Source organism: Marinobacter sp. CA1 (assembly GCF_020546665.1).
GTDB classification, from domain to species: Bacteria; Pseudomonadota; Gammaproteobacteria; order Pseudomonadales; family Oleiphilaceae; genus Marinobacter; species Marinobacter xestospongiae.
This window is the reverse complement of record NZ_CP071785.1, coordinates 3,554,491-3,579,928: the sequence shown is the minus strand read 5'-3', so window position 1 is coordinate 3,579,928 and position 25,438 is coordinate 3,554,491. Positions and strand designations below refer to the sequence as shown.

Annotated in this window: 31 protein-coding genes and 2 tRNA genes; 18 read left to right on the top strand and 15 right to left on the bottom strand. The window is 60.7% G+C overall.

Annotated elements, in window-relative coordinates:
- Window positions 1-16: 16 nt before the first annotated feature.
- Window positions 17-1,378 (bottom strand): glycine cleavage T C-terminal barrel domain-containing protein, encoded by a 1,362-nt coding sequence (locus J2887_RS16395; RefSeq protein ID WP_227172166.1) that lies wholly within the window; start codon window positions 1,376-1,378, stop codon window positions 17-19.
- A 196-nt stretch (window positions 1,379-1,574) separates the two neighbouring features.
- Here J2887_RS16395 and J2887_RS16390 point away from each other — a divergent pair, with 196 nt between their 5' ends.
- Window positions 1,575-2,459: a prenyltransferase gene (locus J2887_RS16390; RefSeq protein ID WP_227172165.1), complete on the top strand. Its 885-nt coding sequence runs from the start codon at window positions 1,575-1,577 to the stop codon at window positions 2,457-2,459.
- Here J2887_RS16390 and J2887_RS16385 read toward each other — a convergent pair whose 3' ends face one another.
- Together J2887_RS16385 and J2887_RS16380 are read right to left on the bottom strand one after the other, a co-directional pair.
- Window positions 2,460-2,903 carry a hypothetical protein gene (locus J2887_RS16385; protein ID WP_227172164.1) on the bottom strand — a complete coding sequence of 148 codons (444 nt, stop codon included), beginning with the start codon at window positions 2,901-2,903 and terminating at the stop codon, window positions 2,460-2,462.
- A 78-nt stretch (window positions 2,904-2,981) separates the two neighbouring features.
- Window positions 2,982-3,515: a hemerythrin domain-containing protein gene (locus tag J2887_RS16380; protein ID WP_227172163.1), complete on the bottom strand. Its 534-nt coding sequence runs from the start codon at window positions 3,513-3,515 to the stop codon at window positions 2,982-2,984.
- A 143-nt stretch (window positions 3,516-3,658) separates the two neighbouring features.
- Between J2887_RS16380 and J2887_RS16375 the strand changes: the two genes are divergently transcribed.
- Both J2887_RS16375 and J2887_RS16370 read left to right on the top strand, forming a co-directional pair.
- Entirely contained in the window at window positions 3,659-3,874 is a 216-nt protein-coding gene (locus tag J2887_RS16375; protein WP_227172162.1) for a hypothetical protein, read from the top strand.
- A gap of 61 nt (window positions 3,875-3,935) precedes the next feature.
- Complete coding sequence (locus J2887_RS16370) at window positions 3,936-4,397, top strand: RrF2 family transcriptional regulator (RefSeq protein WP_227172161.1); 462 nt, start codon at window positions 3,936-3,938, stop codon at window positions 4,395-4,397.
- On the opposite strand, the gene J2887_RS16365 is transcribed toward J2887_RS16370, so the two are convergent.
- Both J2887_RS16365 and J2887_RS16360 read right to left on the bottom strand, forming a co-directional pair.
- Window positions 4,369-4,692 carry an SMR family transporter gene (locus J2887_RS16365; protein ID WP_227172160.1) on the bottom strand — a complete coding sequence of 108 codons (324 nt, stop codon included), beginning with the start codon at window positions 4,690-4,692 and terminating at the stop codon, window positions 4,369-4,371. The genes J2887_RS16370 and J2887_RS16365 overlap by 29 nt on opposite strands.
- Window positions 4,689-5,027, bottom strand: a complete 339-nt coding sequence (locus J2887_RS16360; RefSeq protein ID WP_227172159.1) for a DMT family transporter — start codon at window positions 5,025-5,027, stop codon at window positions 4,689-4,691. Before J2887_RS16360 ends, J2887_RS16365 begins: the two co-directional genes overlap by 4 nt.
- Window positions 5,028-5,160: 133 nt before the next feature.
- On the opposite strand from J2887_RS16360, the gene J2887_RS16355 reads away from it, so the two are divergent.
- From J2887_RS16355 to J2887_RS16315, 9 genes are all read left to right on the top strand, one after another.
- Entirely contained in the window at window positions 5,161-6,075 is a 915-nt protein-coding gene (locus J2887_RS16355; RefSeq protein ID WP_227172158.1) for a LysR family transcriptional regulator, read from the top strand.
- Between the two features lie 90 nt (window positions 6,076-6,165).
- Window positions 6,166-6,972: a penicillin-binding transpeptidase domain-containing protein gene (locus J2887_RS16350; RefSeq protein ID WP_227172157.1), complete on the top strand. Its 807-nt coding sequence runs from the start codon at window positions 6,166-6,168 to the stop codon at window positions 6,970-6,972.
- 89 nt (window positions 6,973-7,061) lie between these two features.
- On the top strand, window positions 7,062-7,433 hold the full coding sequence (locus J2887_RS16345) for a hypothetical protein (protein WP_227172156.1): 372 nt from the start codon (window positions 7,062-7,064) through the stop codon (window positions 7,431-7,433).
- A gap of 46 nt (window positions 7,434-7,479) precedes the next feature.
- Window positions 7,480-7,956 (top strand): macro domain-containing protein, encoded by a 477-nt coding sequence (locus tag J2887_RS16340; protein WP_227172155.1) that lies wholly within the window; start codon window positions 7,480-7,482, stop codon window positions 7,954-7,956.
- 156 nt (window positions 7,957-8,112) lie between these two features.
- The gene (locus J2887_RS16335; protein ID WP_324197223.1) at window positions 8,113-8,505 is read left to right on the top strand and encodes a GFA family protein; all 393 of its coding nucleotides are present in this window, start codon (window positions 8,113-8,115) and stop codon (window positions 8,503-8,505) included.
- A gap of 65 nt (window positions 8,506-8,570) precedes the next feature.
- Window positions 8,571-8,852, top strand: a complete 282-nt coding sequence (locus tag J2887_RS16330; RefSeq protein ID WP_228752819.1) for a DUF6500 family protein — start codon at window positions 8,571-8,573, stop codon at window positions 8,850-8,852.
- The gene (locus tag J2887_RS16325) at window positions 8,849-9,214 is read left to right on the top strand and encodes a hypothetical protein (RefSeq protein ID WP_227172154.1); all 366 of its coding nucleotides are present in this window, start codon (window positions 8,849-8,851) and stop codon (window positions 9,212-9,214) included. Before J2887_RS16330 ends, J2887_RS16325 begins: the two co-directional genes overlap by 4 nt.
- 125 nt (window positions 9,215-9,339) lie before the next feature.
- Window positions 9,340-9,570, top strand: coding sequence for a hypothetical protein (locus tag J2887_RS16320; protein ID WP_227172153.1), 231 nt, complete (start codon window positions 9,340-9,342; stop codon window positions 9,568-9,570).
- A gap of 99 nt (window positions 9,571-9,669) precedes the next feature.
- Window positions 9,670-9,825 carry a hypothetical protein gene (locus J2887_RS16315; RefSeq protein ID WP_227172152.1) on the top strand — a complete coding sequence of 52 codons (156 nt, stop codon included), beginning with the start codon at window positions 9,670-9,672 and terminating at the stop codon, window positions 9,823-9,825.
- A 102-nt stretch (window positions 9,826-9,927) separates the two neighbouring features.
- Here the strand turns inward: J2887_RS16315 and J2887_RS16310 are convergent.
- The 9 genes from J2887_RS16310 to J2887_RS16270 all read right to left on the bottom strand — a co-directional run bounded on the left by J2887_RS16310 (window position 9,928) and on the right by J2887_RS16270 (window position 17,204).
- Window positions 9,928-10,004: transfer RNA gene (locus J2887_RS16310), tRNA-Met, on the bottom strand.
- Between the two features lie 206 nt (window positions 10,005-10,210).
- The gene (gene ychF, locus J2887_RS16305; RefSeq protein WP_227172151.1) at window positions 10,211-11,302 is read right to left on the bottom strand and encodes a redox-regulated ATPase YchF; all 1,092 of its coding nucleotides are present in this window, start codon (window positions 11,300-11,302) and stop codon (window positions 10,211-10,213) included.
- Between the two features lie 138 nt (window positions 11,303-11,440).
- Entirely contained in the window at window positions 11,441-12,031 is a 591-nt protein-coding gene (gene pth / locus J2887_RS16300) for an aminoacyl-tRNA hydrolase (RefSeq protein WP_227172150.1), read from the bottom strand.
- Between the two features lie 26 nt (window positions 12,032-12,057).
- Entirely contained in the window at window positions 12,058-12,696 is a 639-nt protein-coding gene (locus J2887_RS16295) for a 50S ribosomal protein L25/general stress protein Ctc (RefSeq protein ID WP_227172149.1), read from the bottom strand.
- Window positions 12,697-12,844: 148 nt separating this feature from the next.
- Window positions 12,845-13,789, bottom strand: a complete 945-nt coding sequence (locus J2887_RS16290; protein ID WP_227172148.1) for a ribose-phosphate pyrophosphokinase — start codon at window positions 13,787-13,789, stop codon at window positions 12,845-12,847.
- Between the two features lie 49 nt (window positions 13,790-13,838).
- A tRNA-Gln gene (locus J2887_RS16285) sits at window positions 13,839-13,913 on the bottom strand.
- Between the two features lie 19 nt (window positions 13,914-13,932).
- Complete coding sequence (ispE, locus tag J2887_RS16280) at window positions 13,933-14,787, bottom strand: 4-(cytidine 5'-diphospho)-2-C-methyl-D-erythritol kinase (RefSeq protein ID WP_227172147.1); 855 nt, start codon at window positions 14,785-14,787, stop codon at window positions 13,933-13,935.
- A 33-nt stretch (window positions 14,788-14,820) separates the two neighbouring features.
- Window positions 14,821-15,459: a lipoprotein insertase outer membrane protein LolB gene (gene lolB, locus J2887_RS16275; protein ID WP_227172146.1), complete on the bottom strand. Its 639-nt coding sequence runs from the start codon at window positions 15,457-15,459 to the stop codon at window positions 14,821-14,823.
- Window positions 15,456-17,204, bottom strand: a complete 1,749-nt coding sequence (locus tag J2887_RS16270) for a tetratricopeptide repeat protein (RefSeq protein WP_227172145.1) — start codon at window positions 17,202-17,204, stop codon at window positions 15,456-15,458. The genes lolB and J2887_RS16270 overlap by 4 nt, the downstream gene beginning before the upstream one ends.
- A 429-nt stretch (window positions 17,205-17,633) precedes the next feature.
- Between J2887_RS16270 and hemA the strand changes: the two genes are divergently transcribed.
- The 6 genes from hemA to J2887_RS16240 all read left to right on the top strand — a co-directional run bounded on the left by hemA (window position 17,634) and on the right by J2887_RS16240 (window position 23,878).
- Window positions 17,634-18,923 (top strand): glutamyl-tRNA reductase, encoded by a 1,290-nt coding sequence (hemA, locus tag J2887_RS16265; protein WP_227172144.1) that lies wholly within the window; start codon window positions 17,634-17,636, stop codon window positions 18,921-18,923.
- The gene (gene prfA / locus J2887_RS16260; RefSeq protein ID WP_227172143.1) at window positions 18,920-20,005 is read left to right on the top strand and encodes a peptide chain release factor 1; all 1,086 of its coding nucleotides are present in this window, start codon (window positions 18,920-18,922) and stop codon (window positions 20,003-20,005) included. Before hemA ends, prfA begins: the two co-directional genes overlap by 4 nt.
- Window positions 19,998-20,858: a peptide chain release factor N(5)-glutamine methyltransferase gene (gene prmC / locus J2887_RS16255; RefSeq protein ID WP_324197222.1), complete on the top strand. Its 861-nt coding sequence runs from the start codon at window positions 19,998-20,000 to the stop codon at window positions 20,856-20,858. The genes prfA and prmC overlap by 8 nt, the downstream gene beginning before the upstream one ends.
- Complete coding sequence (locus J2887_RS16250; protein ID WP_227172142.1) at window positions 20,848-21,594, top strand: HesA/MoeB/ThiF family protein; 747 nt, start codon at window positions 20,848-20,850, stop codon at window positions 21,592-21,594. The genes prmC and J2887_RS16250 overlap by 11 nt, the downstream gene beginning before the upstream one ends.
- Window positions 21,595-21,757: 163 nt before the next feature.
- The gene (locus J2887_RS16245) at window positions 21,758-22,993 is read left to right on the top strand and encodes a hypothetical protein (protein WP_227172141.1); all 1,236 of its coding nucleotides are present in this window, start codon (window positions 21,758-21,760) and stop codon (window positions 22,991-22,993) included.
- A gap of 3 nt (window positions 22,994-22,996) precedes the next feature.
- Complete coding sequence (locus J2887_RS16240; protein WP_227172140.1) at window positions 22,997-23,878, top strand: hypothetical protein; 882 nt, start codon at window positions 22,997-22,999, stop codon at window positions 23,876-23,878.
- 32 nt (window positions 23,879-23,910) lie between these two features.
- Here the strand turns inward: J2887_RS16240 and phrB are convergent, their stop codons facing one another.
- The gene (gene phrB / locus J2887_RS16235) at window positions 23,911-25,317 is read right to left on the bottom strand and encodes a deoxyribodipyrimidine photo-lyase (protein ID WP_227172139.1); all 1,407 of its coding nucleotides are present in this window, start codon (window positions 25,315-25,317) and stop codon (window positions 23,911-23,913) included.
- Window positions 25,318-25,438 lie beyond the last annotated feature (121 nt).

Here is a 25,438-nt window from a genome sequence, read left to right as displayed (position 1 = left end):
TCTCCCGCCGCTCCGTTCAGTCCGCGAAGTCGATGCCGCGGGCCCGGGCCCGTTCCCGGGCGTTGGGATTGACCGAAGGCCGGAAGGGCACTTCCACCACTTCGGCGTCCGCATCCAGGCTGCCGTCGGCGGCGGCGTACTCCGGTGGCAGCCTGACGCTCAGCTCGGTGCCCAGATGGCGCAGCTCCCAGGGCACGTAGGCCAGGGCGATGTTGGTTTCCAGCTCCGGTGAATACCAGGGGGAGGTGACATAGCCCACGGCTTCGTCGCCATCCCGTTCGCTGACCAGCCAGAAGTCGTTGGCGTAATCGGTTACCGGGGCCCCGCCAAGTCGCAGGCCCACCATCACCAGGCGGAACGGCGGCCTGCCGGCATCGATCTCATCCCGCACCGCTTCCAGCCGTGCTTTGCCGATGTAATCGGCGGCTTTATTCCGGGGGACCTGATAGGCCAGGTTGCACTGGAATGGCAGGGTTTCCTGATCCACGTCCTGCCCCCAGGACAGGATGCCGGCGGCAATGCGACGGTGGTGGGCAGGGGCGATCACCCGAAGGTTGTGGCGTTCGCCTGCCCGCAATACGGTGTACCAGAGGTCTTCCGCGTACCGGCTGGCGTCCTTGAGATAGATCTCGTAACCCTTTTCACCGGTAAAGCCGGTCTGCGATACGATCACGTCCCGACCCGCCACCTGGCCTTCCATCAGTCCGTAGAATGGAATATCCCGGACCTCGTCGCCGAACAGATCCGCCATCAGCGCCTCGGACTTGGGCCCCTGGATCTGTACCGGCGCCACATCAATCTCGGCAATGCTGACATCAAACCCCTTGCCCAGGTTTACCCCTCGCAGCCACAGTTCCAGATCGCTGTCGGACAGCGAGAACCAGAACTCGTCTTCGGCGACCCGCAGCAGTACCGGATCATTGAGGATGCCGCCGTCCTCGTTGCAGAGGATGACGTACTTGCCCCGCATGGGCTTGATCTTGGTGGCGTCGCGGGTGATCACATAGTTCACGAAAGCTTCGGCATCTGGTCCTTTGACCTGGATTTGCCGCTCCACCGCCACGTTCCAGAGGGTGACGTCGTTCACCAGTGACTGGTACTCCACCATGGCGCCACCGTCCTCTGGCCGCACATAACCGCGGGGGTGGTACATGCGGTTGTAGACGGTGGCCCGCCAGCAGCCGGCTTCCACCGCCAGGTGCCAGTAGGGGGATTTGCGCACGCGTGTGGAGATCAGCATTTCCACCGGTGTGGGCCCGGACTGGCGCAGATTGATGGGGACCCGCCGGTCCGACTGGTCGACGCTGTCGGTCTGACGCGCTGCGCCGGCGCGTTGTTGAGGGTAGTCCAACAGAGCCTGCTCGAATTTGATCGCCATGGCCGTCTCCGCATGTTCGGGTGGGTTTTGTCCTACTGTGGCTCGCCACCGACAGGCGGGCCGGCTCCGGGGCGACATCCAGTAGTCCAAAAACGGCAGTGGCGAGAGCGGGGGTTGATCCGGACCAAGGCAGCGATGGTCGTCTTGGCTTAACATTTATCCGTTATTTCATATCATGTGTCTGGGCGGAGGTCCCTTGAAAGCCGTTATTCGTTCGTTTCGTGTTCCTTTTCTGGTTCTGACCCCGGTGTGTGTGGGCCTTGGGGTCGTTGCGGCCTGGCTCACCGGCGCCGCTATTCACTGGGGGGATGCCCTGGTGGCCCTTGGTGGCGCGCTGTGTGCCCACATGAGTGTGAATGCCTTCAACGAGTACTTTGATTTTCGCAGCGGCCTGGATGCCCAGACTCAGCGCACCCCGTTCAGCGGGGGCAGCGGTTCCCTGGTGGAGCGGCCGGCGGCGGCGGTGTCTGTGCTCAACTCCGCGCTCCTGACCCTGGCGGTGACGGTGCTGGCGGGGGGCTACGTCATTCTGCGGCACGGCTGGGGCATCCTGCCCATTGGTCTGCTGGGCGTGGTGATCATTCTGACCTACACCCACTGGATCAACCGCCTGCCCTGGGTCTGTCTGGTGGCGCCGGGAGTGGCGTTTGGCCCGCTTATGGTGATGGGTACCCAGTATGCCCTGGCCGGCGAATTCACCAGCCTGGCGGCGTTGATTTCACTGGTGCCGTTCTTCCTGGTCAACAACCTGCTGCTGTTGAACCAGTACCCCGACCGGGAGGCGGATGCTGCCGTTGGCCGTCGGCACATTCCGATCGCCCTCGGGCTGTCAGCGAGTAATGCGCTGTACGGTGGCTTTCTGCTGTCGGCGGCGTTGACGGTGGGGTTGGGCGTGGTCGGTGACCGGCTGCCAGCACTGGCGCTGTTGGCCCTGGTGCCGATGCTGGCAGCGGTGTTCACGTTGTGGGGGGCGATTCGTTATGCCAATGATATTCCCCGGCTGATACCGTTCATGGGCGCCAATGTGCTGGCCGTGGTGACGGCGCCCCTGGTGCTGGCGGTCACGCTGGCGGTTGGTTGATCAGTCTTCGCGGGTGTCCAGGCGCCAGACGATCTCATTGCGCAGCCGCTCCACCAGTTTGACCCGGGGCCCGGCGACCATGGTGTAGGCGAAGGTTCGATCCGCCATGGCCACACACTTCACCGCTGCCCGGTTGCCACTGAATTCGCCGAAGAAGTTGCCATACACGAAGGTGCCGTTACGGACCACGTGATCAAACCCGAGCAGACGCAAGCTGTCTTCGCCCCGGCGGGCGCACTGCTCGGCGGTGCCCGCGACAAACTTGTGATCGGACCACAGATGCGGCACGAAGTCTCGCCGCACATCCATCAGCGCGTCCTGCTCGGGTTTGCTGGTGGCAGTCTGTGGCAGGACTGTGGCGCTGGCCTGGTCTGTCGGCACACTGCTGCAGCCCATAAACAGGGACAATGAGGCCAGTGCAAACAGGGTTCTGGTGGATATCATCGGACAATGTCCTTGGCAATGGAAAGCCACAGCATAGCTGCAAGGGTGTGCTGTCCCCAAACTCGATTCCCCACCGTATCAACCCACACGCTGGAACAGCACCGAGTTCTCGATCTCGATATGCTCCTTCAGATCGGCGACCAGCGTAGCCAGACCGCTATAGAGCCGTTGCCAGCTGCCGCAGGCGTCCTCCGGTGGCGTGAGCCGGTTGGTCAGAGCGAGCAGCCGCTCAAGAGCATCGTCGTGTTCATCATGCTCCTGGCGCATGACCTGCACCGGCGCCACCGCCATGCCTGTGGCGCCGCGAAGGATCATCGGAAACAGGATGCGTTCCTCCTTCTGCATATGCATATCCAGCTCATCCTGCAGGGTCTCCAGATGGTCACTGAGCCCGGCGGGGCAGGCCGGGTGGCCGCCGTGGACCCGCTCCACCCTTTGTGACAGCCGAATCAGTTCCGGCAGCTGACGGCGGTGGGTGTCGTGGTAGCGGGTGAGTATGTGCTCCACCAGCCGGTCATCGGGTAATGTCTGGAGCCCCTGGAGATCAACCGCGTTGGCATCGGGATCGTGGTGGCTGTCGTGGTGCTCAGGGGAGTGGGGAGTGGCGGTCATGATTCGCTCCTGTCTGCTGAATCCTCAAAAGATGCTTCCAAAATACATCTTCAAAGATTAAGATGTAAACAGAATATTTGTTATAGTTGACCCAGGACAATGTCCGCGACCGGTTGCGATCGGGCATTGTGAGGAGGACTGTCATGGCCCCGACGCTGTTGTTTGCCAACCGAACCCTGCTGGTGTGCTTCCTGGCTCTGGTGAGCACCGTCATGCTGGCGTACCCGCTGGCAGGGGCGCTGCCCATGTCGGCGCAGATTGGTGCCCACATTGGTACCATGGTGTTTGCGGCAGGACTAAAGGTGGCCTACGTGCTACGACTGGTGGCACTGAAGCATTTGGGCAGACCGATACACTGATAACCGCTGTGCCGGCGGCAACCGCTACCGGGTAAGACCCGGGCCTGTCTGGAGTGATTGAATGCACATAACCCGTTACACCGATTACTCGCTGCGTGTGCTGATCTACCTGGCGTTGCACCAGGAGCGCCTGGTCACCATTCAGGAGATTGCCGACAGCTATCAGGTGTCCCGAAACCACCTGATGAAGGTGGTGCATCAGCTCAATCGCAGTGGCCACATTGAAACGGTGCGGGGCAAGCACGGGGGAATGCGCCTGGCGCAGGCCCCGGAGGCGATCAACATCGGCGCCCTGGTGCGTCAGACCGAACAGGATCTGTCACTGGTGGAGTGTTTCTCCGCCGATAACCGATGTGTCATCGCGCCGGCCTGTGGGCTCAAGGGCATCTTTGGCGAAGCGTTGGCCGCCTTTCTGGCAACCCTGGACCGGTACACGCTTGAAGATGCGCTGCCGGCAAGCCAGCAGCGTCAGTTGCTGACCCTGCTCGACGCGGTCAGTGTCCACCCCACTGCATCAGGATGATGGCGACGATCAGAATCGCCAGCCCGGTCCAGCTCCAGCGGTTGAGACGGTGATTGAACAGCCAGCGGGTTGCCAGGGCGGTGCCGCTAATGGACAGCGCACCCCAGAGCGCATAGGCCAGAAACAGCTCCATTCCCGTGACCGCCAGTGCCAGCAGGGCAAAGGCCGCCATGATGCAGAGCACCGCGGCAATGCCCCAGCGCTTGTGGCGGAAGCCGTCCGACAGCTGCAGCAGGACGTTGGCGATGATGTCCAGCACCACCGACCCCAGAACATAGCCCAGATAGATACTCATACCTGCGACTCCTGCCGGTGATGGCCGATGTTCAGGATCACGATTCCCACCACTGCCAGCGCAATGGCCGCAGCCTGCTTGGGCTGGATCTGTTCGTCCAGCCAGAGCCAGGACACGGTGGCAATCAGGATCATGCCCAGTCCTTCCCAGAACGCGTTCGCCATGGCGATGGGAATGCGCAGCGTGGCCTGGCTGAGCAGCACGTAAGACAGGCCAATCATTGCCGTGACGACCAGCGAGCCTGCCCAGGGATGGCCGGCGGAGACCAGCAGCTTCATTGACGTTGTGCCGGCGACTTCGCCAAGAATGGCCAACAGTAAGAACACCCAATGCATTTTTCAGAACTCCAGATACCGTTGATAGGGGGAGAATCGAGACAGTAGGGGAGCTGTCCTGGCGACGCCAGTTGCTCAGTGTCATAGTATTTGGCGCTTGAGGTCGGCGAGGAACAGCCTGGAGGAAGTGCCCGTGAAAGTGGAATCCCTGCGTTATTTCGTGGCGGTGGCCCAGACCGGTTCGGTGAGCCGGGCCGCTGCAAGGTTGGGGCGCAACCGCACCACGGTGAGCATGGCCATTGCCGCCCTGGAGGACGAACTCGCGGCACCGCTGTTCCGGCGCAGTGGCAACAGCATGGCGCTGTCACCCGCCGGTGAGGCCATGGTTGATGACGCCGTCCGGCTCATTGCCCTGGCAGACAAACTACGTCGCAATGTTGACCACAGCCGGGACGGTGAGCCCGCAAAACTGCGCCTGGGGCGTGATGACGTGCTGCCCGAGGCATTCTGGCGACAAATCATCCGGGACCTGCGTCAGCACCGACCGGGGTTGGAGCTGAACATGCTTTACGCCAGTCCGGAGGTGCTGCTGCGCCAGTTGCATCAGGGCCAGCTGGATCTGGCCTGCTGTTTGGGTGGCCCTGGGTTACAGGCCGGGCCGGAAATCCACAGCCGGGTGCTGGGGCGAATCACGATGACGCTGGCGGTTGCACAGGATCACCCCCTCAGCCAGTTGTCGCAGGTCAGCAATGCCGATCTGGCGGATGTGCCTCAGGTGGTCTATCTGGACCAGGCCGGCGAGGCCCGCTTCCATGTGCCGGAAGTGGCAGGGGAACGGTTGGGGTTGAGTAGTTTCGAACTGGTTCGGGATGCCATTCGTGACGGCCTGGGCTGGGGCTATGTGCCGGCGCCGCTGCTGGCCGGGCTGTCAGAAACGGCCGGCTCCGGCCTGGGCACTGTGGCCCACGGCCAGGTTTCCACCTGGTTCCCCTATCTGGCCCACAGCTGCACGGTGCCGGGCGATGACAGCACCGTGCTTGGCTGGCTTTCCCAGCGTATCGAAGCACAGATGCACTCCCTCGGTTTCGGTACTTTGAGCGCAGATTGATCATTGCCACATTTCGCCACAATTGCATCACCGCTTTGCCATCTGATCGCGTTGCAATAGATGGATCATCAACCAGAGCAGGAGAGCGGGATGAACAGGCATTGGCAATGGTGGGCGTTATTATGGCTGCTGCTGGGGAGCTGGCCGGCGATGGCGGCTGGCGCCGGGGAGCGCGAGGACTGGGCCGAGCTGTTCCGGCAGGCGGGCGTGTCGGGCACATTGGCGGTGGTTGACCACCGCAGCGCCGGCCCGCAAACCTGGTATCACAATCAGGCCCGGGCCGGTCGGCGTTACAGTCCGGCATCGACGTTCAAGATTCCCCATACTCTGTTTGCGCTGGATGCCGGCCTGGTGGCCAGTGAGTTCGATGTGCTGCCCTGGGATGGCGAAGACCGTGGAATGGAGACCTGGAACCGCAACCAGACTCTGCGTTCGGCGATGACCCACTCAGTGGTGTGGGTGTATGAAGGGTTTGCCGACGTGCTGGGTCGGGACACCGAGCGCTATTACCTGAATCTGGTGGATTATGGCAACGCCAATCCTGGCGGCACGACGCCGGCATTCTGGATCGACGGTGAGCTGGCGGTGTCTGCCGATGGACAACTTGATTTCCTCCAGCGGCTCTACCGCAACCGACTGCCATTTCTGGAGCGCCACCAGCGCCTGGTGCGGGACCTGATGATCTCGGCCGCCGGCCCGGAATGGCGACTGCGGAGCAAGACCGGCTGGGACGGAGAGCGAGGCTGGTGGGTTGGCTGGATTGAGTGGCCCGATGGTCCGGTGTTCTTTGCGCTTCACATCGACATGCCGAACGGTCTGGCGGATCTGCCGAAACGCCGTCAACTGGTCCGTGAGGCGCTGAGCACCCTGTCGGCCTGGCCTGAAGGAGTCGAGTAAACTCCGGACAATAACTCGCAATAGAACAACGGCGAGCGCTGCGGTAACATAACTGAGCAATCCATGATCAACGGTCAAGGGAGCTGGCTGTGGGATTCCTCAAGGTTGTTCTTGCGGTGTTTACCGCCAATGTTCTTACCCTGCTGGCGCTGTTCGGGGCATCAATGCTGTTTGCTGGCAGCGCCATCAGCAATGCTTCGGACTGGCTGTCATCCGGCAAAGCCACTTCCAACGTCACCGCGATCACGCCAGACATCGTGGTGCACGATACGCCACCCCCAAAACAGGACCCGTACGCCCCGCTGAGAACCTACACGGCGCAGCGGTCCATGCTGATCGCCAATGCCCGGGAAGAGTGTGAGTACTGGATTACGCAGCATGAGCGGGAAGCCAACTCCAGGAACAAAGCGTTCCGCAACAACGCCTGCCTGAGGCACCGGCAGTTGGTGGAGGGTGAGTAACCAACATCAACTCTGCCAGAATTCTGGTGCAAAGGAGGGCGTTTGTTTGACGGCAATTCGCTATCTAAAAGGTGACGCCACCGATCCTCAAGAGGCCGCGGCAAAACCCAGAATCATCGTTCATGTCTGCAATGACCTCGGCAAGTGGGGGCGGGGCTTTGTGCTTGCCCTCAGCAAACGGTGGCCGGCGCCGGAGCGATCCTATCGGGAGGCTTACGCCAGCAACTCACCACCAGCCCTCGGCAGTGTCCAGTTTGTACCGGTGGAAACATTTGTTGAGGTGGCCAACCTCATCGGCCAACGGGGCATCGCCCGGCGGGGGCAGAAAACTCCACCAATTCGCTACGACGCGGTTCGCACCGGCCTGGCAGCGGTAGCCCACAGAGCCATGGAAACCGGCTCCTCCGTGCATATGCCGCGAATCGGTTGTGGCCTGGCTGGCGGTCGATGGGATCGAATTGAACCTCTTATCGCGGACACGCTCCTGGCAGCGGGTGTTCCGGTGGCTGTGTACGATTTTTGAGCCTGGTTCGCCATGTATTGGTGTCGGGTTACATTGCTGATTCAAACCTGATCATCTCTCGCTCCACAAGGCACTGTTGATTTATACAGTGTTTGGCTGTGTAATGGCCGGGGGAGTTTCAATTCCCGGTCAGCCAACCAATGAAGGAAAAAGACAATGATCAACGGAAGCTGTTGCTGTGGAGAGGTGCGGTTTGAGCTCAGTGTGGCGCCAGGCATGTTGGGCACATGCCACTGCACTCGGTGCCGCAAGGTTGGCGCAAGTGCGCTGGTGTTTGTGAGGGCGGATACGTTCAGGATTACTCAGGGCCGTGATCGGATAGCTACCTTCAAGGCACAGCCGCCCTACAAATACGATCGGTGCTTCTGCTCGGTGTGTGGTACGGCTCTGGGGGAGGTACTTTCCGAGGCGGAATCCTTCCCGGTTGCCGCCAATTGCATTGACGATGAGCTGCCGCTGGAGAACGCCTTTCATGAGTTTGTGTCTGAAAAGCCCGGCTGGCTGACGATCGGCGACGGTGCCAAACAGTTCGATGGCCACCCGTTCTAGGTGTGAAGCGGTAACACGGCGGGTAAAGCCCGCCGTGAGCCTGTATCCGGCGTATGGAGTGCACGGTGAAACAATCGTTGAAAGAGAAAGTCGTCCAGGTATGTAGACGCAAGATCGCGCAAAAAGGTGAGGGGGTCTCGGTCTCATTCTATGCCTTTTTCGCCAACAGGAATGATGATCCCGAGTTGCTGATGGAAGCCGCAACCTGGTGGATTCAAACCCATAAGCTGGATCATTTTGAAAGGGCGACAAAGATCCTGGCGATGGTGGAGAAAGAGGCATCGCCTGAACAAGACAGGACGCCGGCTGGAAACCCTTTTGATGCCCGTACGGCCGAAGGCACATGAAAGCGCTATCAACGCTTGTCGCTCTGACGCTGTTTGTAATTGCCGGATGCTCGCAAGCACCTGCCGACAGGCCTGCTGAGGTGCATTTCTTCTACGGTGAGCACGAAGTCGTGGCAAGGATTGCAGAAGACCTCAGTTTTAAGGGGGCGATCCGGGAACGCGACGAGGCGGTTGGTTTTTTTGGAACCGTGCGCGCCGAGGGTGATAGTGAAGCTTATCTGGTCGACATTGTTGTGGCGAGAGAGGCCGAGGCCGGAGAGATCCGCCAGAGAATTAATACCGTTTTCCTGGCGCAAGTCGACAAAGCCGTGGTGATTGGGCAGGTTGACGATGTTTCGTTCAGGCTGATGTTAACGAAGTAAATCGGTGATTGCCCCGTCATTCGGCAAAGCTGGGTAACTTTGACGGATTGCCCTTGGCCTGGATGCGGCTTCTCAATGAGAAGAATAGGAATGCAAGACAGAGCCTCAGACAAGGGCAGAGAGTAATGGTTGATCTATCTCTATCCACGCTTGTGGTGAGTATACAGAGCGTTCAGAAGCAGATAGAGCATTTTGAAGGGCTCCTTGAGTCTGGTGATTTGAAAGACGAAGCGGATATTCAGGAGCTGTTGTTGGCCTATGACCAGGCCGCCGATGAGTTAAAAGAGGCGTATATTGCGATGCGTACTCCGGGAAGTAACTTTCCTGACTATGAGGGGTTGGTTGGAGTCCGTTGAGCATGGGCAAAGGGTGGGACAGTGAAGGATATTAATCTGGTTTTGGTTACTTCCGAGTGGAAGGTCGTTCTTGAAGCGTAAGCTGAAATGGAAAAGAAAATGTCGGATATTTTCGATTCGTCTGACAATCCGGACGAAGTAGCGGATATCGGCAATGATCTCATTGAGCTGCGGCTACTGCTTAAGCGGCTTCAGGAAACGGCGATCTCACATTATGGTGACAATATCTTGAAATTCTCCCGTGAGCCTTTCTGATGAAAGCCTGGCTCCGATAGAGTGCTGCACCGCTCTGGCGAGAAAAAGAAGGGACAACCAACGAAAAAAGGGTTACAGCGCAAACTGTAACCCTTTGAAATCTGGTAGCAAGGGGCGGAGTCGAACCGCCGACCCCAGCATTATGAGTGCTGTGCTCTAACCAACTGAGCTACCTTGCCAAGTCGTCTAATGGCCTGTAACCATCTAACGAGGCGCGTATTTTCAGGATTTTGGCGGTCGCTGTCAACCCTTTCGGTGGGATAATTTCAAATGCGTTCGCTGCCTCTGGGTTGCGTGAGTGGCAGAGCGCGGTGAGGTCTGAATTTCGGACATGAAAAAGCCCGCGCGCTTTCGCGGGCGGGCCTTGGGAGGCGCTGGGGTGGCCTCAGACGTTGAAACGGAAGTGGATGACGTCACCGTCCTTGACGATGTAGTCCTTGCCTTCCAGGCGCCACTTGCCGGCATCCTTGGCGCCGGCCTCGCCATTGCAGGCGATGTAGTCGTCGTAGCCAACCACCTCGGCGCGAATGAAGCCGCGTTCGAAGTCGGTGTGGATGACGCCGGCAGCCTGTGGCGCTGTGGCGCCGACACGCACGGTCCAGGCTCGCACTTCCTTTACCCCTGCGGTGAAGTAGGTCTGCAGGTCGAGCAGGCTGTAACCGGCGCGGATTACGCGATCCAGCCCGGGCTCTTCCATGCCCATCTCTTCCAGGAAGACGGCTTTCTCGTCGTCTTCCAGTTCTGCGATTTCCGCTTCCATCTTGTTGCAGATGGGCACCACCACGGCGTTCTCTTCCGCAGCGATGGCTTTGACCTTGTCCAGGTACGGGTTGTTCTCGAAGCCGTCCTCATTGACGTTGGCGATGTACATGGTGGGCTTGACGGTGAGCAGGCACAGTTCGCGAATGGTGGCGCGCTCATCGTCGCTCAGGTCCATGCTGCGCACAGGCTTGCCTTCGTTCAGCACCGGTAGCAGCTTCTCGAAGATTTCCTGTTGGGCTTTGGCGGTCTTGTCGCCGCTCTTGGCAACACGCTGAACCCGCTTGATGGCCTTTTCGACGGTATCCAGGTCAGCCAGTGCCAGTTCGGTGTTGATTACCTCGATATCGGCAGCCGGATCGACCTGGTTGGCCACGTGGATCACGTTACTGTCATCGAAACAGCGGACGACGTGGGCAATGGCGTCGGTCTGGCGGATGTTGCCCAGGAACTGGTTGCCCAGGCCTTCGCCTTTGGAGGCGCCCGCGACCAGGCCGGCAATGTCGACGAATTCCATGCTGGTGGGGATCACCCGCTCCGGCTTCACGATCTCTGCCAACTTGTTGAGGCGCGGGTCAGGCATGGGGACCACGCCGGCATTGGGTTCGATGGTGCAGAACGGGAAGTTCTCGGCACCGATGCCCGCTTTGGTGAGCGCGTTGAACAGGGTGGATTTGCCCACGTTGGGTAGGCCGACAATGCCGCAGTTAAAACCCATGGAATGCCTCTGCTGATACTGAAAAATGTGGCCGGATTATACCGGTGTCCGCACCGTGGTGCGAGTAAGGGGAGATCGCGCTGTGCGGTCACCCTGAAAGCGGTGGTGACGCTGGTGGCGTTAGGGGAGGTGGTCCGGTCAGTCCTGCGGCTTGAAGCTGTGCAGCCGGTTCATCGCCGGGGCCATGTTGCCATTGGCCGCGTCAGGGAGTACCCGGATGACTTCATCAATCAGGTCTTCGAGTTGCTCGGTTTCCTTCTTGCCAAAACGACCAAGTACGTAGCCGGTTACCTGACGGCTGTCGCCGGGGTGGCCAATACCGAGACGGAGGCGGTGAAAGTCGCGAGTGCCGAGATGGTTGATGGTGTCGCGCAGACCATTGTGGCCACCATGGCCGCCGCCTTTCTTCAGTTTTGCGGTACCGGGGGGTAGGTCCAGTTCGTCGTGGGCGATCAGGATCTGGTCCGCAGAGATCTTGTAGAAGTCCGCCAGTGCCTTGATGGCCAGGCCGCTGCGGTTCATGAAGGTGGTGGGGTTGAGCAGATGCAGGTCGAGACCCTGCCAGCGCAGGCGGGTGTAGAGACCGTGGTATTTCTTTTCCGGTCGCAGCGACTGACCCGCCTGGCGGGCCAGTGCTTCGACGAACAGGGCGCCGGCGTTATGACGGGTGTGCTCGTAGTCGGGGCCTGGATTGCCCAGGCCCACGATCATGGCAAGCTGCTGCGTCATTCGCCGGTTCCCCTGTTGGGCGAGGATTACGCCTCGCCTTCACCGCCTTCAGCGTCTTCGGCCTCGTCAGCCTTGGCGCCTTTCGGCTTGTGGATCGCCACAACCGGCTGGTCGTGATCTTCGCCCTGCTGCAGCGCGGCGATGCGTACGCCACCCGGCAGTTTCAGGTCGCTCAGGTGAACCACCTGATCCATGGCCACGTCAGTCATGTCGACTTCGATGAACTCAGGCAGGTGCTGAGGCAGACAGATCACTTCCACTTCGTTCATCTGGTGAGAAACCGCGCCGCCTTGCAGTTTAACGGCAACAGCGGTGTCTTCGTTGGTGAAGTGCAGCGGTACGTTCACGTGAATCTCGTGGTTACGGTCAACGCGCTGGAAGTCGGCGTGGGTCAGGATCGGCTTGTACGGGTGACGCTGCAGATCCTTCAGGATGACGGTTTCTTCGGTGCCGTTGTCGACCTTAACGGTCAGGATGTGAGAGAAGAAAGCTTCGTTTTCCAGGGCTTTCTTCAGCTCGTTGTGCCAGATGGCGACCGGAGTTGCGTCTTTCTCGCCGCCGTAGATGATGGCGGGGATTTTACGTTCTTCGCGACGCAGGCGGCGGCTCGCACCCTTGCCCTGGTCGTCACGAAGGAATGCTTCGATTACGTAGTCCTGAGACATGGTCTTTACCTCAATCAACACCTGTGCGGCCCGCGACCAGGCTTTTTGCAGCAGGTGGTTAGTGTCAAAATGCCGATTTTATCGGCGGCTTAAACAAACCGGGAGCCCCTGAAGGCTCCCGGTTCGAATCTTGTTGCCTGGCGGCGACTTACTCAAACATCTGGCTGATGGATTCTTCGTTGCTGACGCGACGAATGGATTCCGCCAGAAGGCCCGCCATGCCGAGGGGCCGGATTCTATCACAACCCAGGGCTTTGTCACCCAGCGGGATGGTGTCGCACACCACCAGCTCATCCAGTGTGGAGTTGCTGATGTTGTCGATCGCCGGACCGGACAGTACCGGGTGGGTAATGTAGGCGATCACCCGTGAAGCACCGTGCTCTTTAAGGGCGTCGGCGGCTTTGCACAGGGTGCCGGCGGTATCGACGATGTCATCCACCAGGATGCAGGTCTTGTCCCGTACGTCACCGATGATGTGCATCACCTGGGAGACGTTGGCTTTCGGGCGGCGCTTGTCAATGATGGCCAGGTCGGCATCATCCAGGCGTTTGGCCACGGCGCGGGCGCGAACAACACCGCCCACGTCGGGGGAAACCACCACGAAGTTTTCGAAATTCTGCTTTTCAATGTCTTCCATCATCACCGGGGTGGCGTAGATGTTGTCCACCGGGATGTCGAAGAAGCCCTGAATCTGGTCGGCGTGCAGGTCGACAGTCAGCACACGGTCAACGCCGATGCTGGAAATCATGTCGGCAACCACCTTGGCGCTGATGGCGACACGGGTGGAGCGTACCCGGCGGTCCTGACGGGCGTAGCCGTAGTAAGGAATAACCGCGGTAATTCGGGTAGCAGATGCCCGGCGCAGTGCGTCCGCCATGACAATCAGTTCCATCAGGTTGTCATTGGTCGGATTGCAGGTGGGCTGAATGATGAAGACATCGTGCCCGCGGACATTTTCGTTGATCTCAACGGTAGTCTCACCGTCACTGAACTTGCCGACTGTGGCTTGGCCCATGGGGATGGCCAGCTTCTTGGCAATGTTGTGGGCGAGTTCCGGATGGGCGTTGCCCGCAAAAATCATCAGTTTGGACACGACGGTATCCCTTGCGTTCTCAGCGTTGGATTCAGAAGAGGAAGAAAGGTGGCTGGGGTGGCAGGATTCGAACCTGCGCATGACGGGATCAAAACCCGTTGCCTTACCACTTGGCGACACCCCAGTATCGTGCTTCTTTGGCATCATGTCAGCTCTGTTAGCTTTTTGTGTAGAGGTGAATGGTTCACCCCTTTAGCTACGAACCCCGTGATGCCGGAGGGTTTGCTTTCCCAGATATTCCGGGCTGCGGATTCTGTCGGGAAACGTCCAAAAATGCAAGCCCCGGTTCCGGTTAATCTTGCAGGTCCGAATTGTGAAAGCCATTCCAGGCTTTTTCTAACCTCAGGATACAGTTCGCAAACCACATCCTCACAGTCGTTTCGGTACCTCGAGGCGTCTCCCTCAAAAGCGGGCGCTATTATGGTTTTAGGTGTGTCACGTGTCAACCCTGGATGTGAAAAAATTTTCCCGGTGTTGATATGGCAGTCTGCTTTGAGCACCAGAAACCAGTCCTCCGGCGGTTCCGCCGGAGTCAGAATTTCCCCGACGCCTTCGCCCCAGGCGGCGAAGCCGCGAACGAAAACCGGCACATCCGCACCGAGCTGAAGCCCGAGTTCCGCCAGGGTGCCGAGGTCGAGATCCAACTGCCAGAGCCGGTTCAGTCCCAGCAGGGTTGTTGCCGCATTGGAGCTGCCACCGCCAAGACCACCACCCATGGGCAGGCGTTTGTCCAGATGAATGTCGACGCCCGGGAGGGATCGGTCTGTCCGCTTGGCCAACAGGTGGGCGGCTTTCACGATCAGGTTGTCGTCATGCTCAACCCCAGCGAGGGCGGGCGTCAGCCGAATCTGGCCATCCTGTCGCTGCTGAAACGTCAGCTCATCTCCATAGTCCAGAAACTGGAACAGGGTCTGGAGATCATGATAGCCGTCGCTGCGACGGCCGGTGATGTGGAGGAACAGGTTCAGCTTGGCCGGGGAGGGCAGGCTCAGGGTCATGGTCCGTATCCGCGGGGTAGGGGAAAGAAAGCGTCAGGGCTGCTCGGTGCGTTGCCAATCGGTGATCGCCAGGCGTACCCGGCGTTCGCCCCGCAGAGCGGTGATGCGGGCGGGCAGTTCCGGCAACGGCTCGATGAACGAGCGCCAGCGATCGTAACGGATCTCCCAGCCACCCTGGCGGATCATCGCGACCCGCTGCTGTTGATCAAAGAACAGGCGGTAGTTGCTGCCAGGGTTGGGCAAACCGCGCACCCACCAGGTCAGATCGGACAGCGGTAGTTGCCAACCGGTTGCCGCGGCCACCAGGGCTTCGGGGTCGCCCGAGCGATACACGTCGCCATCCGGCAGGGTCAGCTCCATAAAACCCGGGGTCCCGGTGAGCCGGGTGCTGCCAAGCCCCAGAAACGCGGAGGACAGCGACAGGTCGTAGCGTTCCTGGTGCTGAGTCCACTGATTGATCACCGCCGAGCCGCTATCCGATGGCTGACGTACCGCCAGTTTGCCCATCAACTGCCAGTGCTGCAGGGCGGTGAGTTGTTCGGTGCGGGCGGACCAGTCTGCCGGCGGCTGGTCGGTCAGGCCCTCCGGCAACGGTTCCAGTTGAATGGTGGTGCAGGCACTCAGGGTGGCCAGGCACACAATGAGAGCTAAGCAGGAGCGGACGGTATTCACAGATCCTGCTCCCCGGTCAGCCGCAGGATGGTTTCCCGCAGGATCGGGTGTTCCAGGTTGTCTTCAAGCGCTTTGCGCCAGACCACCCGAGCCTGTTCCTGTTCACCGATCTGCCACAGCAGTTCACCATAATGGGCTGCGACTTCCGGGTCGGGAAATTCCCGATAGGCGGCCTGGAGGTACTCAAGGGCATCCAGTGGCCGGCCCTGCTGGAACAGCACCCAGCCCATGCTGTCGAGAATGGCGGGGTTGTCCGGGTCGAGCTCCAGCGCGTGGCGAATCAGCGTTTCCGCTTCGTCCAGGCGATCTGTGCGGGTGGTGAGGATGTACCCCAGGGCATTGAGGGCGACGGCATTGTCCGGTTCCTGGTCAAGGACGTGGCGCAGGTCTGCCTCGGCGTCTGCGGCGCGCTCCAAAGTATCCAGCAGCATGGCGCGGGCATAGCGCACCCGGATACTGTCCGGCAGCGTGGTCAGGGCGTCATTGGCGGCAGCGAGGGCATCCTGCTTGCGGTGATGCTCCAGCAGCAGGTTGATTTCCAGCAGCCAGAAGTTCTCCGCCTGTTGCGGGTTGGCGTCCCTCAGCTTGCGGATGTTGCCCAGGGCGCTTTCGATATCCCCGAGTTCTGCCTGCAGGGCACTGGCCCGGGACAGCGCCGGGAAGTAGTGGTTGCCTTGTTCCACCTGCTCATAGAAGCCGATGGCCTGCTGGTAACGCTGTTCGCCGTCGGCAATCTTGCCCAGATAGAAGTGGGCCTCGTCGGTGTGATGTCCCTGTTCGATCAGGCGACTGAGGTCCTCGCGGGCGATATCGATCTCACCGTTCTCCAGCGCCACCAGGGCGTGGGAGAGGCGCAATCCGGGAACATCCTTGAACTGTTCCATCAGGCGGCCGAATTCGTCCTGGGCGGCCTGCAGCTCACCTTCGTTGATCAGCATGCGGCCATAGAGTGTGCCCATCTGCCGGTTGTCCGGGAAACGCCGGGTATTCAACAGCAGGTGGTCCAGAGCCTTGGTCTTGAGGCCGGTTTGGTACAGTAGGTCGCCTTTGAGGATCAGCGCGGGCTGGAAGTTGGGATGCTCTTCCAGAAGCGGTTCCAGGCGCTCCAGGGCAGTGGCGGGCTGGTTGTTGATCTTCATCAGCAGCGCGATGCTGTACTCGATTTCCAGGTTGCCTGGATGGCGGCTGGCCAACTGGTCATACAGTTCCAGCAGCTCTTCCTGTTGTTGTGGATCGAGCTGGGCGGCGAGGGCGGCCAGGTTGTCGAAATCGGCATCGGCCCCCAGATCCATGATCTGCTCCATATGAGAGAGGGCCGTTTCCAGCTGATTGCGCTTCACCGCCTGGATCGCCAGTACCCGGTGGGCTTCCAGGTTGTCGGGATCGGTCTCCAGCCACAGGGTCGCCAGCTGCTGCTGGGCATTGTCACCGTTCAGGCTCTGGGCAATGCGAAGGGCGCGTTCAATGATGCCGCTGTCCCGGGACAGTTGGGCAGCCTTGAGATAGTTCACCAGGGTAACGTCGTAGCGGCCGCGCTGAGCCGCCACCTCCGCTGCCAGCAGCAGGTACAGTTCTTCCGGTTCAAAATCGCCGTAGACAGGCTCCGGGATTGTCGTGGGAGCGGTTGTGGAGACGGCGGTCTCTTCGGTGGGGCTGTCCGACGGCGGGCTGTCCATCAAGTTGGCGCAGCCCGACAGCGAAAGCCCCAGCAGGCTGGCAACGAACATCAAGACCGGTTTTTGCATGCGAGATCCTGTGTTGGTTCTGGAGCCCGGGGCTCCTTGAGCACGACGCAGCTGACTGCGCGCAGGGCCTTATGATGGCATAAGGCCCTGGCCTTGCCCAATCTGATGCCACTCGCGATGTTATGGGGTGTGACGGCAGTATCGATGTACGGTTCCGTGGCTGTTGGCCGGGTGCTATTACTGTCGGCTCTCCTCGATTGCTGTTGTCTGGGGCCTTATCGGTGGTGGGGCTTGACCCTTGTCAATTCCCCGGCCGCAGGGCTCCGCAATAACCGCAATTCCCGGCCCCGTATGCGGGTTTTGGGTGGCAGCCGGGAATATCCCTCGTTAAAATGCGGAAATATAGCGGCCTTTCCGTCTTCTCTGTATCGCTGTGGTGTCTATATAGAAGGGAAGGGCCAGTGGCGCATACAGGTAGTCTTCCCCGATATGGCATTTCTTACGCTGGGCATCAATCATCGCACCGCGCCGGTCGACCTGCGGGAGCGGATCGCGTTCACCCCGGACCGTATGGCTGAGGCGTTTTCAGAGCTGAGGGCAGCGTCTGGCGCTGGCGAGGCAGCGATCCTGTCCACCTGCAACCGTACCGAACTGTACCTGGCTGGCGATGACGATTGCGCCCCTCTGGTGTTGCGGTGGCTGGCCGGTTTCCACGGCCTGGCTCCGGCAGAACTGGAAGACTCCGTTTACGTGCACCGTGACGCCGACGCCGTCCGCCATATGATGCGAGTTGCCTCCGGGCTGGATTCCATGGTGCTCGGCGAGCCACAGATCTTCGGCCAGCTCAAGGATGCCTACGCGCTGTCGCGGGAGTATGACGCCAGCGGCTCGTTCCTGTCGCGATTGTTTGAACACACTTTCTCGGTGGCCAAGCGGGTGCGTACCGATACCGCCATTGGCGAGAACCCGGTGTCGGTGGCGTACGCCGCGGTCAGCATGGCGAACCACATCTTTGCCGATCTGTCCCGCAACAAGGCGTTGCTGATCGGCGCCGGTAAGACCATTGAGCTGGTGGCTCAGCACCTGTCAGAAGCCGGCGTGAAGGAGTTCCTGGTGGCCAACCGCACCCTGGACCGGGCCCAGTCCCTGGCCGGCATTCATGGTGGTCGCGGTATTGTACTGTCCGACATTCCGGAGTACCTGACGGAGGTGGACATTGTGATTTCCTCCACCGCCAGCCCCCTCCCCATCCTCGGCAAAGGCGCCGTTGAACGCGCGCTGAAACAGCGTAAACACCGTCCCTACTTCATGGTGGATATTGCCGTTCCGCGGGATATCGAGCCGGAAGTGGCCAGTCTGGATGATGTCTACTTGTACACCGTGGATGACTTGCGCCAGGTAATCGAAGAGAATGTCCGCTCCCGCGAGGGCGCTGCCCGTGAGGCCGAGAACCTGATTCTTGCCGGTGCCGAGGAATTCCTCGGACAGTTGCGGGCTCTGGATGCCGTGTCCACCCTGAAACAGTTCCGTCAGCAGGCCGAACTGCGGCGTGACGCCGAGGTGGAGAAGGCCCTGCGAGCCCTGCGGAACGGCGCAGACGCCGAAACCGTCGTTCGCAGCCTGGGGCGCGGACTGACCAACAAGCTGCTCCACGAGCCCTCGATCCAGGTGCGCAAGGCAACCGCCGAGGGACGGGTGGAAGTCACCCACTGGCTGCGGGAATTGCATCAGCTGGAAACCCGGGAAGACGAGGTTTCCGCCACTCCGGAAAAACTATGAAAGCATCCATTCAGAGCCGACTCGAGCAGCTGGTTGACCGTTTCGAGGAGGTCAGCGCGTTGCTCAGCGACCAGGCTGTGATCTCCGACCAGGACCAGTTCCGCAATCTGTCGCGGGAATTTGCCGAAATTGAGCCGGTGGTGCAGTGCTTCCGCGCCTACCGCCAGGCCCTGGACGACATCAGCGCGGCGGCGGAACTGGCCAACGATGGCGACGAGGACATGCGCGCCATGGCGGAAGAAGAGCAGGCCGCGGCCCAGAAAAAGAGCGAGGAGCTGGACGAAGAGCTCCAGCGCCTGATGCTGCCGAAGGACCCCAACGATCACAAGAGCGTGTTCCTTGAGATTCGCGCCGGCACCGGTGGCGACGAGGCGGCGATCTTTGCCGGTGACCTGTTCCGCATGTATTCCCGCTATGCCGAAGGCAAACGCTGGCAGGTGGAAGTGCTGAGCGAGAATCCGGGAGAGCACGGCGGCTATAAGGAAATCATCAGCCGGGTGGCGGGGGACGGTGTTTACGGCTCGCTCAAGTTTGAGTCTGGTGCCCATCGGGTCCAGCGGGTGCCGGAAACCGAATCCCAGGGCCGCATCCACACCTCGGCCTGCACCGTAGCGGTGATGCCCGAGGCCGACGAAGCCGAGGCCATCGAGATCCACAAGGGCGACCTGCGGGTGGACACCTTCCGGGCCTCCGGCGCCGGTGGTCAGCACGTCAACAAGACCGATTCAGCGATTCGCCTGACCCACCTGCCCACGGGCATCGTGGTGGAGTGCCAGGAAGAGCGCTCCCAGCACAAGAACCGGGCCAAGGCTATGAGCTTGCTTGCCACCCGGCTGCAGGATGCGGAGCGGGAGCGGCACCAGCAATCCCAGGCTGAGACCCGCAAGAGTCTGGTGGGCAGCGGCGACCGCTCAGAGCGTATCCGTACCTACAACTTTCCCCAGGGCCGGGTGACGGACCATCGCATCAACCTGACCCTGTACAAGCTGGACGAGGTGATCGCCGGTGACCTGTCGCCAGTGATTGATCCGTTGCTCCAGGAGCACCAGGCCGAACTGCTGGCCAGCCTCTCCGATGACTGAGTCGGCGGCCAGTTGCGAGGCGGTGATTCGCCAGGCAATGGTGGCCATTGCTGGCGATTCGCCCCGACTCGACGCCGAGCTGCTGCTGGCCAGAGTTACCGGCTGGAGCCGCACCAGCTTTCGTGCCTGGCCGGAGCGTATTGTTCCTGATGATGCCCTGGCGCACTTCCAGACGCTTGTGGAGCGTCGGGCCCATGGTGAACCGGTGGCCCACCTGCTCGGTGAGCAGGAATTCTGGTCCCTGCCTCTGGCGGTGAACGCCACCACACTGATCCCCCGCCCCGATACCGAGTGCCTGGTGGAGGCCGCTCTGGCGCTGCCGTTGCCTGGCCGGGCCCAGGTGATTGACCTGGGCACCGGTACTGGCGCCATTGCCCTGGCCCTGGCCAGTGAGCGGCCGGGCTGGCAGGTTCAGGCCTGTGATCTGGTGCCGGAGGCGGTGGCCCTGGCCAGGCAGAATGCCGAGTCCCTGAAGCTTGCTGTCACGGTGTGCCAGAGCGCCTGGTTTGACAGCCTGGCGCCCCAGCGTTTTGATCTGATTGTGTCCAACCCACCCTACATTCGCCAGGATGACCATCACCTGGAGGAAGGCGACGTGCGCTTCGAGCCCGGTTCTGCCCTGGTGTCGGGCCCCGACGGCCTCGACGATCTGCGATTGATTGTCGGCCAGGCGAGTGGCTGGCTGAACAACGGCGGCTGGCTGGTGGTTGAGCACGGTTACGACCAGGCCGAGGCGGTCCAGGCGCTGTTTGCGGCTGCCGGGTTTGAGGCCATTGAGGGGCGGAAAGATTACGGAGGCCAGGATCGCCTGACCCTGGGCCGCTGGCAGGAGGAATCGAACCATGCTCACTGACGATGAACTGCAACGCTACAGCCGTCAGCTACTGATCCCCAGTTTCGACATTGCCGGCCAACTCCGACTCAAGGACGCCCGGGTGCTGGTTGTGGGTGCCGGGGGGCTGGGTTGCCCGGTTGCCCTATACCTGGGGGCGGCTGGCGTCGGTCAGTTGACCCTGGTGGATGACGATCAGGTCGAGCTGGCCAACCTTCAGCGCCAGGTGGCGTTCGACCAGGGCGATCTGGGCCACAGCAAGGCCGAGGCCCTGGCGGAACGTGTGCGGCGCATCAATCCCGCGATCCAGGTCAGTGCCCTGTGCCAGCGCCTGGAGCAGCAGGCGCTGGCGCAACAGGTTGCCCAGGCCAGCCTGGTGGTTGATTGCACCGATAACTTCGGCACTCGCTTTGCCCTCAACCGGGCCTGTGTTTCCGCCCGGGTACCCCTGGTGTCCGGTGCCGCCATCCGCGGCGAAGGCCAGCTGGCGGTGTTCGATGCCCGCCAGGATGAGAGCCCCTGTTACCACTGCCTTTACGACGAGACCGGCCACGACGACCTGACCTGCTCGGAAGCCGGCGTGATCGGCCCGCTGGTCGGCATGATTGGTGCCAGCCAGGCGATGGAGGCCATCAAGGTCATCACCGGCGTGGGCACCCCGCTGGTCGGCCGGCTGCTGATCCTCGACGCCTGGCAGATGGCCTGGCGCGAAATGACCCTGGCCCGCGATCCGGGTTGCCCGGTGTGTGGTTGCTGACGGAAAAAGAGTCGAGAGACAGTCGTCATTTTTGTGCGCAAGCAATTGCCAGGGCAATTGGCTGTTTGCTAGGTTGCTGTTTGGGGCCCTCTCTGGCCGGACGCTTGGAGAGAGGCATAAAGGGGTATTCCCTAGGGACCAACAACTACTTCAAGGATGACCGATGTCACGGCAAAAAATCAGCCGTGCCGCATTGCGGCACCTTTCCTCCCAGTCTCACTCCTGGCAAACCGCTGCCCAGAAACACGAACAGATTCGCTCGCTCTTCAGCGAGAGCAGCCCGCAGTTCAAGACCTTGAGTCGCAGTGTGGTGCTCAATGATCAGGCTCTTCGCATGTTGTGCGCCCTCAACGATTTTGACCGCCGTAAAGTCGCGGAGGAACTGCTGGGTGTCGCCCAGTACCCCAACCAGGTCGAGGCCGACACGGGCCGCAAGAACTGGTTCCAGCGCCTGCTGAGGACCAAGTATCCGTTCAAGGGCTATCACTACAAGATTCGCTACGCGGTAGAAGAGAACAAACAGGTGATCGTGAATGACATCCTGTTTGACAAGAACCTGTTGGGGCCCCATCCAGAGCAGGTATCACTCGAACGCAACGCACTCTATCGGGTGGACAAGAAGGGCACCACCCGGTTTACGCCCGACTATGAAGAACTTGGGGACGACAGCCGGCGGGTGGTTCAGGCGCTGGAAGAGTCCTGGCAGACAGCGCGCCCTGCGCCCACTCATCGGGTGGAAACCCGTTACGCCGCCGTCAATGGAATGCAGAACCCACTGCAGAAAGCGGCCTGGCTGATGGGCACTCACCTTGAGGTCGCGCATCCTGAAGCCGACATTGGCGACTACACCCTGTTCCATAACCCGACGGACGGTGGCTCGGAAGATCTCTTCGAGTGTCTGTACGACAAGTACCTGATGCCGGCACGAAGCCACAATGCACACCATTTCGCGGCGGTGCTCCATGAAGCGCAGCGGCGGGGGCATCGGACCCATTGGGTCGCCCACAGCCAGGGCGCGATTATATTCAGCCGGGGTGTGTCATTGGCGCAGAAAAAGTACGGTGGCAGTCTGAACTGCCACAGTGTGAGTCTGCATGGGGTTGGCTGCAATCTGGCCAATGTGCGGCGCGCCTGTACTCTGGCGGGTATCACCATCCAGCAGGAACGCAACAACCCGTTCGATCTGGTTCCCAACATTGCCGGGATGAATAATCTGAGCCGCAGTGGTCTGGCACGATCACTGAAGTTCAAGGGTCTGGTTTTTGGTGAAGACTCCCTGGCCAGCCCGCATACCCTGCCGTACCTTGGGCTTGAGACCTACATTCACCAATTGGAGTTTACCGGCAATAATGAAATGGCCGAATATGCCCGTAAACACCGCCCTGAGAGTGAAGTCTGAGCTATGACTGCATCTTCCCGAACGCCGGCCACTGTTGGTTTAAAACGTCGTAAGCAGCCGTTGGCCCGACGCCTGGTCCAGCCATTTGTAGCCCCGTTTCGGGAAAAGCAGGGCGGTGCCGCACTGGACGAGTGTGAGCATCGCCAGGTTGATTGCGGAACATGCACGCTCGAATTTTACCTCCCCAAGCCGAGATTTGGCGTCGGCCCGGGTGATCCTGACACCGTCAACCTGGACCGCGATGAGAGTTTTCCGGAAAGCGCCGGTGAGAAGCGTACCGATCATGCGATGGTGTGTCTCGGCGCCAGCAACTGGAACTACAGTCGACCAAAGTTCGAGGTGACTCGTTTACTGCCCATTCCCCAGGAGCCATATGTCACGGTGACCGCCGTTTGGCAACTGGAGCGTGTGAAGAAGGGGATTCAGCTGGAGAGCGGCAATCTCAACCAGCTTGAACAATACCTTCGAGACGATTACTTCGCCTACCTTGAGTCCGAAGGTGGTGATAACTGGGAAATTCGAAAGGAGATCCAGCAGGATCTGGGTGCCCAGGGCCGCGGCTGGTCACAGGAGGAGATCGACGATGAGATCGCCCCCCAGTTGATTGCGGCCCCGGCCAGCTATGAGGTGCAGACCTTCAACGGTACCTCGTGGCTGCGGTACTGCTGGGCACCAAAAAAACAGTATCCCCGGGCGCTGTATTACTCCTGTCTGATAACCCCCAACACCTTGCTCACCGTCAGCTTCAATCTGACCGAGATGGTGGGTTCCTCCCTTGAGCACTGGTGGGAACCGCTGCTTGCCGATGCGGAGGCCCTGTTGCAGGGCACCGCAGTGCATGGCGCCAAGCAGCTCGATCAAACCCCGTCTCCTAACGCTGGCTAGCGATTGTGCGCTGAATCGCGCATGCCCGTTGGTTACTGATCCTTCAGCGCCTGAAATCGGGCAATGACCTCTTTTCGGCTTTCCTTCAGATCCACCAGTTGTCGCGGGTAGCCCTTGGGCAGCTTGCCGCTGCGCCAGGGCTGGTGGACCGCATCGCCATCCAGCGCGGCCAGTTCCGGGACGTAGCGTCGAATGAAGTCGCCATTGGGGTCGAAGCGTTCGCCCTGGGTGACCGGATTGAAAATGCGAAAGTAAGGGGCGGCGTCGGTCCCTGTGGAGGCGCTCCACTGCCAGCCGCCGTTGTTGGAGGCGAGGAAACCGTCCACCAAGTGTGACATGAAGTAGGCCTCTCCCAGCCGCCAGTCGATAAACAGGTTCTTGCTCAGATACATGGCGGTGATCATCCGCAGACGGTTGTGCATCCAGCCGGTCTGGTTGAGCTGACGCACGGCGGCGTCCACGATCGGTACCCCGGTACGGCCTTCCTTCCAGGCTTCGAAATGCTCTGTGGAAGGGTTCCAGTCCAGCGCCTCGGTTTCGGGCTTGAATGCCCGGTTCATGCTCACCCGTGGAAAGTGGTACAGGATGTGAATGTAGAAGTCCCGCCAGGCGATTTCATTCACCCAGCACGCCAGCCCCTCCTGATTGGCGGCGGTTGCCGGAACCTGCTGGGCGGCGGCCCAGCACTGGCGGCCACTGAGAATGCCGCTGGCCAGGTAGGGTGAAAGCAGGCTGGTGGCGTCCTTCGCCGGGAAATCCCGCTGCTGCTTGTAGTGTGCCACCGGGTTCGCCAGGAACTCCTCCAGACGATCGTGGGCGGCGGCCTCACCGGTGGCGACCAGTGGCGGTGGGGCCTGGTCGTAGCCGGCAATGGTGGTGGGATCAATACGGCTGGGGGTTACGGGGTCTCCCTTCGCGGCTGGTTGTGGGTACAGAGTTGGCTGTTGGTCGTCGAGCCAGCGACGCCAGGTGCGGGAGAAGGGGGTGAACACGGAGTAGGGCTGGTTCTGCCCGGTCAGTATCTGACCAACCGGTACCGCGCACTGATCGCGGTATTTGTGGACGGTGACGCCAGCTTCGCCCAGTCGCTGGGCCAGTTGCTTGTCCCGCCGACGTTCATTGACGCCGTATTCCTCATTGAAGTGCACCGTGGTGACGCTCTGGTCGTGACAGAGACGGATCAGGGCATCCTGGCTGTCGTCGAACCGTTCCGCTTCCAGGAAATGCATGGCAATGCCGAGCTTCGCCAACGCTTCTGCCAGAGCGTTGGCATGATCGATCACCAACCGTATCCGGGCCGGCGACCAGTCGTGAACTCGCCACTGCTCCTGCGCCAGCACAAAGCAGGCGATGACAGGCTGATCCGATTGGCTGGCCGCGGTCAGGGCGGCGTTGTCGGCGGTGCGAAGGTCGTTGCGGAACCAGACGAGGTGGGTCATGACGTGTCCTGATGCAGAATAGGTAAAGCGGAAAAAACGGGCGTCTTCTATATTCGCCGACACTGGGGCTTTGGATTATAGTTTACAGATAAGGGGACAAAAATATGCGCCAGAACACACG

What these genes read in the sequence shown, in the direction of transcription:
- J2887_RS16395 (WP_227172166.1), bottom strand. Translation starts at nt 1,378, where the DNA reads ATGGCGATCAAATTCGAGCAGGCTCTGTTGGACTACCCTCAACAACGC.
- J2887_RS16385 (WP_227172164.1), bottom strand. Translation starts at nt 2,903, where the DNA reads ATGATATCCACCAGAACCCTGTTTGCACTGGCCTCATTGTCCCTGTTT.
- J2887_RS16380 (WP_227172163.1), bottom strand. Translation starts at nt 3,515, where the DNA reads ATGACCGCCACTCCCCACTCCCCTGAGCACCACGACAGCCACCACGAT.
- J2887_RS16375 (WP_227172162.1), top strand. Translation starts at nt 3,659, where the DNA reads ATGGCCCCGACGCTGTTGTTTGCCAACCGAACCCTGCTGGTGTGCTTC.
- J2887_RS16370 (WP_227172161.1), top strand. Translation starts at nt 3,936, where the DNA reads ATGCACATAACCCGTTACACCGATTACTCGCTGCGTGTGCTGATCTAC.
- J2887_RS16365 (WP_227172160.1), bottom strand. Translation starts at nt 4,692, where the DNA reads ATGAGTATCTATCTGGGCTATGTTCTGGGGTCGGTGGTGCTGGACATC.
- J2887_RS16360 (WP_227172159.1), bottom strand. Translation starts at nt 5,027, where the DNA reads ATGCATTGGGTGTTCTTACTGTTGGCCATTCTTGGCGAAGTCGCCGGC.
- J2887_RS16350 (WP_227172157.1), top strand. Translation starts at nt 6,166, where the DNA reads ATGAACAGGCATTGGCAATGGTGGGCGTTATTATGGCTGCTGCTGGGG.
- J2887_RS16335 (WP_324197223.1), top strand. Translation starts at nt 8,113, where the DNA reads ATGATCAACGGAAGCTGTTGCTGTGGAGAGGTGCGGTTTGAGCTCAGT.
- J2887_RS16325 (WP_227172154.1), top strand. Translation starts at nt 8,849, where the DNA reads ATGAAAGCGCTATCAACGCTTGTCGCTCTGACGCTGTTTGTAATTGCC.
- J2887_RS16320 (WP_227172153.1), top strand. Translation starts at nt 9,340, where the DNA reads ATGGTTGATCTATCTCTATCCACGCTTGTGGTGAGTATACAGAGCGTT.
- J2887_RS16315 (WP_227172152.1), top strand. Translation starts at nt 9,670, where the DNA reads ATGTCGGATATTTTCGATTCGTCTGACAATCCGGACGAAGTAGCGGAT.
- ychF (WP_227172151.1), bottom strand. Translation starts at nt 11,302, where the DNA reads ATGGGTTTTAACTGCGGCATTGTCGGCCTACCCAACGTGGGCAAATCC.
- pth (WP_227172150.1), bottom strand. Translation starts at nt 12,031, where the DNA reads ATGACGCAGCAGCTTGCCATGATCGTGGGCCTGGGCAATCCAGGCCCC.
- J2887_RS16295 (WP_227172149.1), bottom strand. Translation starts at nt 12,696, where the DNA reads ATGTCTCAGGACTACGTAATCGAAGCATTCCTTCGTGACGACCAGGGC.
- ispE (WP_227172147.1), bottom strand. Translation starts at nt 14,787, where the DNA reads ATGACCCTGAGCCTGCCCTCCCCGGCCAAGCTGAACCTGTTCCTCCAC.
- J2887_RS16270 (WP_227172145.1), bottom strand. Translation starts at nt 17,204, where the DNA reads ATGCAAAAACCGGTCTTGATGTTCGTTGCCAGCCTGCTGGGGCTTTCG.
- hemA (WP_227172144.1), top strand. Translation starts at nt 17,634, where the DNA reads ATGGCATTTCTTACGCTGGGCATCAATCATCGCACCGCGCCGGTCGAC.
- prfA (WP_227172143.1), top strand. Translation starts at nt 18,920, where the DNA reads ATGAAAGCATCCATTCAGAGCCGACTCGAGCAGCTGGTTGACCGTTTC.
- prmC (WP_324197222.1), top strand. Translation starts at nt 19,998, where the DNA reads ATGACTGAGTCGGCGGCCAGTTGCGAGGCGGTGATTCGCCAGGCAATG.
- J2887_RS16250 (WP_227172142.1), top strand. Translation starts at nt 20,848, where the DNA reads ATGCTCACTGACGATGAACTGCAACGCTACAGCCGTCAGCTACTGATC.
- J2887_RS16245 (WP_227172141.1), top strand. Translation starts at nt 21,758, where the DNA reads ATGTCACGGCAAAAAATCAGCCGTGCCGCATTGCGGCACCTTTCCTCC.
- J2887_RS16240 (WP_227172140.1), top strand. Translation starts at nt 22,997, where the DNA reads ATGACTGCATCTTCCCGAACGCCGGCCACTGTTGGTTTAAAACGTCGT.
- phrB (WP_227172139.1), bottom strand. Translation starts at nt 25,317, where the DNA reads ATGACCCACCTCGTCTGGTTCCGCAACGACCTTCGCACCGCCGACAAC.